The organism is Piscinibacter sp. (assembly GCF_050175855.1).
In the GTDB taxonomy this organism is placed as follows: domain Bacteria; phylum Pseudomonadota; class Gammaproteobacteria; order Burkholderiales; family Burkholderiaceae_C; genus Piscinibacter.
On sequence record NZ_JBFXIO010000219.1, the window covers coordinates 1 to 8,591 of the forward strand.

10 protein-coding genes and 1 pseudogene are annotated in these 8,591 nt (G+C 69.5%); 8 read left to right on the top strand and 3 right to left on the bottom strand.

The window, feature by feature from the left end; translation table 11 throughout:
- Nucleotides 1-107 precede the first annotated feature (107 nt).
- Together AB7U92_RS16220 and AB7U92_RS16225 are read right to left on the bottom strand one after the other, a co-directional pair.
- A pseudogene (locus AB7U92_RS16220) lies at nucleotides 108-470 on the bottom strand (response regulator transcription factor); the annotation flags it as partial.
- A 20-nt stretch (nucleotides 471-490) separates the two neighbouring features.
- Entirely contained in the window at nucleotides 491-1,558 is a 1,068-nt protein-coding gene (locus tag AB7U92_RS16225) for a sensor histidine kinase (RefSeq protein WP_428578998.1), read from the bottom strand.
- A gap of 359 nt (nucleotides 1,559-1,917) precedes the next feature.
- Between AB7U92_RS16225 and hpf the strand changes: the two genes are divergently transcribed.
- The 3 genes from hpf to hprK all read left to right on the top strand — a co-directional run bounded on the left by hpf (nucleotide 1,918) and on the right by hprK (nucleotide 3,944).
- Nucleotides 1,918-2,259 (top strand): ribosome hibernation-promoting factor, HPF/YfiA family, encoded by a 342-nt coding sequence (gene hpf, locus AB7U92_RS16230; RefSeq protein WP_428579001.1) that lies wholly within the window; start codon nucleotides 1,918-1,920, stop codon nucleotides 2,257-2,259.
- Nucleotides 2,260-2,494: 235 nt separating this feature from the next.
- A complete protein-coding gene (locus tag AB7U92_RS16235) occupies nucleotides 2,495-2,965 on the top strand; it encodes a PTS sugar transporter subunit IIA (RefSeq protein WP_428579005.1) in 471 nt (156 codons plus the stop codon).
- Nucleotides 2,966-2,990: 25 nt separating this feature from the next.
- Complete coding sequence (gene hprK, locus AB7U92_RS16240; protein WP_428579008.1) at nucleotides 2,991-3,944, top strand: HPr(Ser) kinase/phosphatase; 954 nt, start codon at nucleotides 2,991-2,993, stop codon at nucleotides 3,942-3,944.
- A gap of 72 nt (nucleotides 3,945-4,016) precedes the next feature.
- Here hprK and fur read toward each other — a convergent pair whose 3' ends face one another.
- Nucleotides 4,017-4,445: a ferric iron uptake transcriptional regulator gene (gene fur / locus AB7U92_RS16245; protein WP_428579011.1), complete on the bottom strand. Its 429-nt coding sequence runs from the start codon at nucleotides 4,443-4,445 to the stop codon at nucleotides 4,017-4,019.
- A 99-nt stretch (nucleotides 4,446-4,544) separates the two neighbouring features.
- Between fur and AB7U92_RS16250 the strand changes: the two genes are divergently transcribed.
- The 5 genes from AB7U92_RS16250 to leuS form a co-directional block, all read left to right on the top strand.
- Nucleotides 4,545-5,078, top strand: a complete 534-nt coding sequence (locus AB7U92_RS16250; protein ID WP_428579014.1) for an outer membrane protein assembly factor BamE — start codon at nucleotides 4,545-4,547, stop codon at nucleotides 5,076-5,078.
- Complete coding sequence (gene dapB, locus AB7U92_RS16255; protein ID WP_428579017.1) at nucleotides 5,075-5,881, top strand: 4-hydroxy-tetrahydrodipicolinate reductase; 807 nt, start codon at nucleotides 5,075-5,077, stop codon at nucleotides 5,879-5,881. The genes AB7U92_RS16250 and dapB overlap by 4 nt, the downstream gene beginning before the upstream one ends.
- 4 nt (nucleotides 5,882-5,885) lie before the next feature.
- Nucleotides 5,886-6,542, top strand: coding sequence for a MotA/TolQ/ExbB proton channel family protein (locus tag AB7U92_RS16260; RefSeq protein ID WP_428579020.1), 657 nt, complete (start codon nucleotides 5,886-5,888; stop codon nucleotides 6,540-6,542).
- Between the two features lies 1 nt (nucleotide 6,543).
- A complete protein-coding gene (locus AB7U92_RS16265; RefSeq protein ID WP_428579023.1) occupies nucleotides 6,544-6,963 on the top strand; it encodes an ExbD/TolR family protein in 420 nt (139 codons plus the stop codon).
- An 89-nt stretch (nucleotides 6,964-7,052) separates the two neighbouring features.
- Nucleotides 7,053-8,591 (top strand): leucine--tRNA ligase (gene leuS, locus AB7U92_RS16270; RefSeq protein ID WP_428579026.1); only part of this gene is annotated, 1,539 nt, incomplete at its 3' end.

The window sequence follows — 8,591 nt, forward strand, 5'->3', positions numbered from 1 at the left end:
CTGGGCCGGGTCGGCCAGGCCCAGGGGCGCGTAGGCGCTGTCGGTGTCGGCGGCGGTGTGGGCGAGCATCGGTGCGTCCGGGTCTGAGACTGCGGCGCACAGGCCGTGGCGACCCGGCGGTCGATCGTCTCGATCAGCTGCAGCGGGCTGAACGGCTTGACGAGGTAGTCGTCGGCGCCGGCCTGCTGCCCGGCCTCGCGGTCGCGGGCCTGGCCGCGGGCGGTCAGCAGCACCACCTTGATGTGCTTGAGCTTGTCGTCGGACTTGATGCGCTGGCAGACCTGCAGCCCGTCGAGCTCGCCGGGCATCATCACGTCGAGCAGCATCAGGTCGGGGCCGACGGCCGAGGCCATGCGCAGGCCGAAGGCACCGTCGGCGGCCTCATGGATCTCGTAGTCCTCGAACTCCAGCGTCATGCGGATCAGCTTGCGGATGTCCGGCTGGTCTTCGACGATCAGGATCTTCTTCATGGTGCATTCCTCTCGGGGGATCAGGGGGTCTGGGCCGCGCGGCTGTCGCGCCGGCGCGCCATCAGGGCGGCGAGGTCGCGCGCGTAGACCTGGGCCTGCGCGATGTCCATCGCGGTGGCCTCGTTGCGGAAGGGCGCACCGGTGGGCAGGTCGATCAGGAAGTTGCGCTGGCCGTCGTCGTGCTCCTCGCGCAGCTGGCCGCCGTGCTGGGCGACGATCTGCTGGCACAGCTTCAGGCCGATCATGTCGCGCGAGGCCAGCCGCGCCGCCTGGGTTGCGGTGGCGGCGCGAGAGCCGCCGGACTCCATCGGCGTCGACTCGGCCTTGGCGGCGACGAAGGCGCCGCTGTCGCGCAGCACGATCAGCGCGCGCGGCCCCATCTGGCGGTGCTCGATGTCGAGCATGCCGCCCGGGCGCGCGGCGCGGATCGCCGCCTCGAGGCACTCGACGAATACGCGCAGCAGCCAGTGCTCGCTGCCGTAGATGGCGGCCAGCTGCGTCTTCGGCCCCTGGGCGGTGAAGCGCGCCTTCAGGTTGCGCGAGCGCGCCAGCGGCTCGACCTTGGCCCAGGCCTGCTGCAGCAGCGGCCACAGCTCGATGCGGTCGTTGGCCATCAGCGATTCGCTGCCCCACACGGCAGCCAGGTCGATCAGCTTGTTGAGCACGTGCGTGACCTCGTCGACCTGGTCGCACAGCGCGTCCAGGGCATGCACGTCGCGGTCGTTGCGTGCCATCAGCAACGCGCTGTTCAGCTCGCGCAGCGGGTCGCGCAGGTCGGAGCGGATCACCATCATCAGGTTGTCGAAGCCGACGGCCGCGTGTTCGTCGGCGCTGTCGGTCACCAGCACCATCGCGTCGTCGCGCGACAGGCCGGGCAGCACCTTGCAGCGCAGCTCGGGCGCGGGCTCGCCAGGGCCGGCGGGCTGGCCGCTGATCGTCACCACGCGGGCGCTCTGCTCGATCACCGTGCCGTTGACGGCATTGATCAGCGTGGGCTCCTGGACGCGCGAGCCGGTGTTCAGGCGCAGCTTGGCCACGGCCTGGGTATTGGCGAACCGGACCAGACCGTCGCGGGACAACCAGAGCATGCCCGGTTGCAGATTTTCCAGCAATTCCGACAGTGTTGCGTGCATTTTGGCCACTCCGTGAGAGCACTTTAATCATTTGTAGCATTTAAGTCCACCCACTGACGGCGCGACTTTCGTGGCACCCGTCACGCGCGCAGCGGCCGGCAGCCCGGGGAAAGCACGGAGTCAGAGGCCCGTTTCGAGGGCCATCGCCCTCGTGCGCGGCAATCCGTTTACAGCGGTGTGGTTGGCTTGTCAGGCCCGGGGAACGGGAGCACACTGGGTTTGACGGTTCCGGCCCGATGTGCGCGGCGTCCGCCCCATCCCACCTCCCGAATTCCCGCTTCCCGGCCTCCCCCACCCCCGTGAAAGGAGTACACATGAACCTGACGATCAGCGGTCACCACCTCGAAGTGACACCGGCTCTTCGAGAGTACGTGCTCACCAAGCTGGATCGCGTCACCCGCCATTTCGACCAGGTGGTGGACATCAACGTGCTGTTGTCAGTGGAGAAGCTGAAGGAGAAGGAGCGCCGCCAGAAGGCCGAAGTCACCGTCCACGTGAAGGGCAAGGACATCTTCGTCGAGCAGTCCCACGAGGATCTGTACGCCGCCATCGACATGCTGATGGACAAGCTGGACCGGCAGGTCTGCCGCCACAAGGACAAGGTGCAGGACCACCACCACGTGGCGGCCAAGCGCATTGAGCAGTCGGCGTCCTGAGGCGCCTGGCTGCGAACCGAGCGGCCCCGAGGGGCCGCTTTTTCATGCCCGTGGCACGCTGACGCCCGTGAACCAGGGATGCCGCGCGTTGCTGCGACGCAGCAGCAGGCGCAGAATGTCGCTCATGTCGCGTTGCGGACGAGACCCTGTTCGGCACGCGACTTCATAATCCCGTCACTCGCCACTTGCCCAGAGGCTGCCGCGGCCACGAGCCGCGGGGTCGAACGAATCACCGATGAATCGCCTCGCCGCCATCCTGCCCGCCAGCAATGTGCTCGTGGACGTGGACGCCACCAGCAAGAAGCGCGTGTTCGAGCAGGCCGGCCTGCTGTTCGAGAACCAGCACGCCATCGCCCGGGCCATCGTCGCCGACAACCTGTTCGCCCGCGAACGGCTGGGCTCCACCGGCCTGGGCCATGCGGTGGCCATCCCTCACGGCCGCATCAAGGGCCTGAAGAACCCGCTGGCCGCGGTGATCCGCGTGCGCCAGCCGATCCCCTTCGACGCCCCGGACGACGAACCGGTGCTGCTGCTGATCTTCCTGCTCGTGCCGGAGGCGGCCACGCAGCGCCACCTGGAGATCCTCTCGGAGATCGCCGAGATGCTGTCCGACCGCGAACTGCGCGAACGGCTGAAGACCGAGACCGACGCGGCCAAGGTGCACGAACTGATCTCCAACTGGGAACCGCTGAAGTCGGTGGCCTGACGGCCCCGCCGCGAAGCACACCCCCGTGAAGCCCAGCGTCATCAGCGCCGAGGCGCTCTTCGAGGAGCACCGGCAGGCGTTGCAGTGGGAGTGGATCGCCGGTCACGCCCACCCCGAGCGGCGTTTCGACGAGGCCGCGGTGCGCAACGCGCAGTCGGCCGCCGACCTGGTCGGCTACCTGAACTACATCCACCCGTACCGGGTGCAGATCGTCGGCCGCCGCGAGGTGGCCTACCTGAACGAGGCGACCCCGGAGGTGGCCGAGCGCCGCATCTCGCGCATCGTCACGCTCGAGCCGCCGGTGCTGATCGTCGCCGACGCGCAGGTGGCGCCCGACAAGCTGGTCGCCATGTGCGACCGCGCCGAGATCCCGCTGTTCTCGACCGCGGAGTCCGCCGGCCACGTGATCGACGTGGTGCGCGGCTACCTGAGCCAGCACTTCGCCGAGCGCACCACGCGCCACGGCGTGTTCATGGACATCCTCGGCCTGGGCGTGCTGCTCACCGGCGAATCGGGCCTGGGCAAGAGCGAGCTCGGGCTGGAACTGATCTCGCGCGGCCACGGTCTGGTGGCCGACGACGCGGTCGATCTCTACCGCGTCTCGCAGACCGCACTGGAAGGGCGCTGCCCGGAGCTGCTGCTCAACCTGCTCGAGGTGCGCGGCATCGGCCTGCTGGACATCAAGGCCATCTTCGGCGAGACGGCGGTGCGGCGGAAGATGCGGCTGAAGCTCATCGTCCACCTGGTGCGCAAGGAGACGATGGACCGCGAGTTCGAGCGCCTGCCCTACGAGCCGCTGTACGAGGAGATCCTCGGCGTGCAGGTGCGCAAGGCGGTGATCGCGGTGGACGCCGGCCGCAACCTGGCCGTGCTGGTGGAAGCCGCGGTGCGCAACACCATCCTGCAGCTGCGCGGCATCGACACCTACCAGGAGTTCATCGAGCGCCACCAGAAGGCGATGCTCAAGGCTTCCGAGTAATCCGAGCCCCCCAGTCGCTTCGCTCCTGCCCCCAAGGGGCGCCGTCCGGCTTGGGGCGGCCCGGCGCCGGCCCTACCTGCTTCGATGCGGGCAGTTCTTCTTGGTGCACACCGCGTAGAGGGCCAGCGAATGGTCCTGCAGCTCGAAGCCTCGCGCGACGGCCACGGCCTTCTGGCGCTTCTCGATCTCGGCGTCGAAGAACTCCTCGACGCGGCCGCAGTCCATGCACACCAGGTGATCGTGGTGCTTGCCCTCGTTGAGCTCGAACACCGCCTTGCCGGCCTCGAAGTGGTTGCGCGAGAGGATGCCGGCCTGCTCGAACTGCATCAGCACGCGATAGACCGTGGCCAGGCCGACGTCGGCGCCTTCGGTGAGCAGGTGCTTGTAGACGTCCTCCGCGCTCATGTGGCGCTGCAGGCCCTTCTGGAAGACCTCGAGCACCTTGATGCGCGGCAGGGTGGCCTTCAGGCCGCTGTTCTTCAGCTCGTCGGCATGGGTCATGGCAGCACGCGGTGGGGTCGGCCCGGACGATGCCGAACGCTAGAATCCGGCGATCATATCGAGGTTGGCGCGCCCTCGGCGCGCGGCCCCAAAGCCACCATGCCCTTCGCCTTCCGCCGCGCCGCGTGCCTGCTGGCCGCCGCGCTCGCCACCTCGGGCTGCGCCTCGCTGCAGTCCTCCGACAACATCCTCGGCGTGATCACGCCCTACCGCGTCGAGGTGGTGCAGGGCAACGTCGTCACCAAGGAGCAGGTCTCGCTGGTCAAGCCCGGCATGTCGCGCGCCCAGGTGCGCGACATCCTCGGCTCGCCGTTGCTGGCCGACGCCTTCCACGGCGACCGCTGGGATTACGTCTTCACCATCCGGCGCCAGGGTGCCGAACCGCAGCTGCGCCGCATCGTCGCCCTGTTCGAGGGCGACGCGCTCAAGAGCCTGGACACCAGCGGCGAACTGCCCGCCGAGCGCGAGTTCGTCGCCTCGATCGACACCTTCAAGACCTCGCGCAAGGCGCCGGTGCTGGCGCTGACCGACGAGCAGGTCAAGGCGCTGCCGGTGCCCGAGAAGCCCGCCGCACCGGCCTCCGAGCCGCTCGGCCCGACGCGCAGCTACCCGCCGCTGGAGAGCCCGCGATGAGCGCGCTGCGCGTGGCGGTGGCCGGCGCCTCAGGACGCATGGGCCGCATGCTGATCGAGGCCGTTCGCGGCGCCGACGACATGGTGCTCGCCGGCGCGCTCGACATCGCGGCCAGCCCCGCCATCGGCCAGGACGCCGCCGCCTTCCTCGGCGCCAGCAGCGGCGTGAAGATCACCGCCGACCTGCGTGAAGGGCTGTCCGGCGCGCAGGTGCTGATCGACTTCACCCGGCCGGAGGGCACGATGGCCCACCTGGCCGCCTGCCGGGAGTTGGGCGTGAAGGCGGTCATCGGCACCACCGGCCTGTCCGACGAGCAGAAGGCGCAGATCGCCACCTACGCCGCGGCCAACGCCATCGTGCTGGCGCCGAACATGAGCGTGGGCGTGAACGTCGTGCTCAAGGTGCTCGAGGTCGCGGCCAAGGCGCTGAAGGAAGGCTACGACATCGAGATCATCGAGGCCCACCACCGCCACAAGGTGGATGCGCCCAGCGGCACCGCGCTGAAGATGGGCGAGGTGGTGGCCGCGGCGGTCGGCCGCGACCTGAAGGACTGCGCCGTGTACGCCCGCGAAGGCATCACCGGCGAGCGCGACCCGTCGTCGATCGGCTTCGCCACCGTGCGCGGCGGCGACATCGTCGGCGATCACACCGTGCTGTTCGCCGGCACCGGCGAGCGCGTCGAGATCCGCCACCAGGCCACCAGCCGCGCCAACTTCGCACAGGGCAGCCTGCGCGCGGCGCGCTTCCTGGCCGGCAAGGCGAGCGGCCTGTACGGCATGGATGCCGTGCTCGGGCTCGCGTAGGCGCATGGGCGGCCTGCAGCACTTCTGGGAGCAGGGCGACCTCATCACGCGCGGCGTCGCCGTGCTGCTGCTGCTCATGTCGGTGGCCGCCTGGGTGCTGATCGTCTGGAAGGCCTGGCTGCTGCGCCGCGTGCGCCACGACATCGCCCGCGCCGTGCCGGCGTTCTGGGCCGCGCCGACGCTGGAGGACGGTCAGCGCCAGCTCGCCGCGTTCGACCGCGAAGGGGCGCTGCGGCCGCTGCTGGCCGCCGCCACGGCGAGTGCCCGCGCCGGCACGCTGGAGTCGCGCGGGCAACTGGCCTCGCAGCTCACCCGGCGTCTGCGCGATGCGCTGCACGCCGTGCTCGCGCAGCTGCAGTACGGCCAAGTGCTGCTCGCCTCGATCGGCAGCACCGCGCCCTTCATCGGCCTGTTCGGCACGGTCTGGGGCATCTACCACGCGCTCGTCGCCATCTCGGCGGCCGGCGCGATCACCATCGAGAAGGTCTCCGGCCCGGTCGGCGAGGCGCTGGTGATGACGGCTGCCGGCCTGGCGGTGGCCATCCCCGCGGTGCTGGCCTACAACGTCTTCGGCAAGATCGTCGGTGCCTGCGAGGCCGAGCTCGAGGGCTTCGCGCACGACCTGCGCGAGATGTTCACCGCCACCGCCGAGGAGTCCTGACGTGTCGTTCGGCCGCCTCGAGCGCAGCTCCGGCCCCCAGCCGATGAGCGACATCAACATGACGCCGCTGATCGACGTGATGCTGGTCCTGCTGGTGATCTTCATGATCACCGCGCCGCTGATGAGCTCGGCGTTGCGCCTGGACCTGCCGCGCGCCGAAGGCACGCAGCCGAGCGACGCCCCGCAGTCGATCGAGCTGGCGATCGACGCGCAGGGCCAGCTGTTCGTGGCCGGCGCGCCGGTCGACGACGAGACCCTGCGTGCGCGCGTGGCAGACGCGGCGCGCCTGAACCCGGCCACCGAAGTGCAGCTGCGCGCCGACCGCAGCGTGCCCTACGGCCGCGTGGCCGAGCTGATCGGCATGGTGCAGCAAGGCGGCCTGAGCCGCGTCGGTTTCGTCGCCGAAGCCCCTTCGCGCTGAGCCCGGCACCGAGCGGTGTGGGGAGGGCGCCCACGAGGGGGCGCTTCCTATAATCGATCGCCTTTGCAGAAGCGCCGCAGCGCCCGCCCATGAGCCCCGACTTCAAGCCCTCCGAGATCGAGCGCGCCGCCCAGGCCGCGTGGACCGCCGCCGACGCCTACCGCGTCACCGAGGATCCGCGCAAGGCGAAGTTCTATGCGTGCTCGATGCTGCCCTACCCCAGCGGCAAGCTGCACATGGGCCACGTGCGCAACTACACCATCAACGACATGCTCACGCGCCAGCTGCGCATGAAGGGCATGAACGTGCTGATGCCGATGGGCTGGGACGCCTTCGGCCTGCCGGCCGAGAACGCGGCCATGAAGAACCGCGTGCCGCCGGCGAAGTGGACCTACGACAACATCGCCCACATGAAGGGCCAGATGCAGGCCATGGGCCTGGCCATCGACTGGAGCCGCGAGGTCGCCACCTGCTCGCCCGAGTACTACAAGTGGAACCAGTGGCTGTTCCTGAAGATGCTGGAGGCCGGCATCGCCGAGCGCCGCACACAGGTGGTCAACTGGGATCCGGTCGACCAGACCGTGCTGGCCAACGAGCAGGTGATCGACGGCCGCGGCTGGCGCTCGGGCGCGCCGGTGGAGAAGCGCGAGATCCCCGGCTACTACCTGAAGATCACCCAGTACGCCGAGGAACTGCTCGAGCACGTGCAGCAGCACCTGCCCGGCTGGCCCGAGCGCGTGAAGCTGATGCAGGAGAACTGGATCGGCAAGAGCGAGGGCGTGCGCTTCGCCTTCCCGCACGACATTCGCGGCAGCGATGGTGCGCCGATCGGCGGCGGGCGGCTGTACGTCTTCACGACGCGCGCCGACACCATCATGGGCGTGACCTTCTGCGCCGTCGCGCCCGAGCATCCGCTGGCGCTGCACGCGGCCGCCTCGAACCCCGCCGTGGCCGCCTTCCTCGAGGAGTGCAAGGCCGGTGGCACCACCGAGGCCGAGCTGGCCACGCAGGACAAGAAGGGCGTGCCCACCGGGCTGGTGGTCGAGCACCCGCTGACGCACGAGAAGATTCCCGTCTGGGTCGGCAACTACGTGCTGATGAGCTACGGCGACGGCGCGGTGATGGGCGTGCCCGGCCACGACGAGCGCGACTTCGCCTTCGCGAAGAAGTACGGCATCGACATCCTGCAGGTCATCCATGTCGACGGCGAGCCGCACTTCAGCTACGACCACTGGCAGGAGTGGTACGCCGACAAGACGCGCGGCGTGACGGTCAACTCCGACCTGTACAGCGGCCTGACGTACGCGCAGGCGGTGGATGCCGTGGCCAAGGCGCTCGCGGCCAAGGGCCTGGGCGAGAAGAAGACCACCTGGCGGCTGCGCGACTGGGGCATCAGCCGCCAGCGCTACTGGGGCACGCCGATCCCGATCATCCACTGCGATGACTGTGGATCCGTGCCGGTGCCCGAGAAGGACCTGCCGGTGGTGCTGCCGGAAGACCTGATCCCCGACGGTTCGGGCAACCCGCTCAACAAGTGCGAGGGCTTCCTGAAGGTCGCCTGCCCGAAGTGCGGCCAACCGGCGCGCCGCGAGACCGACACGATGGACACCTTCGTGGACTCGTCGTGG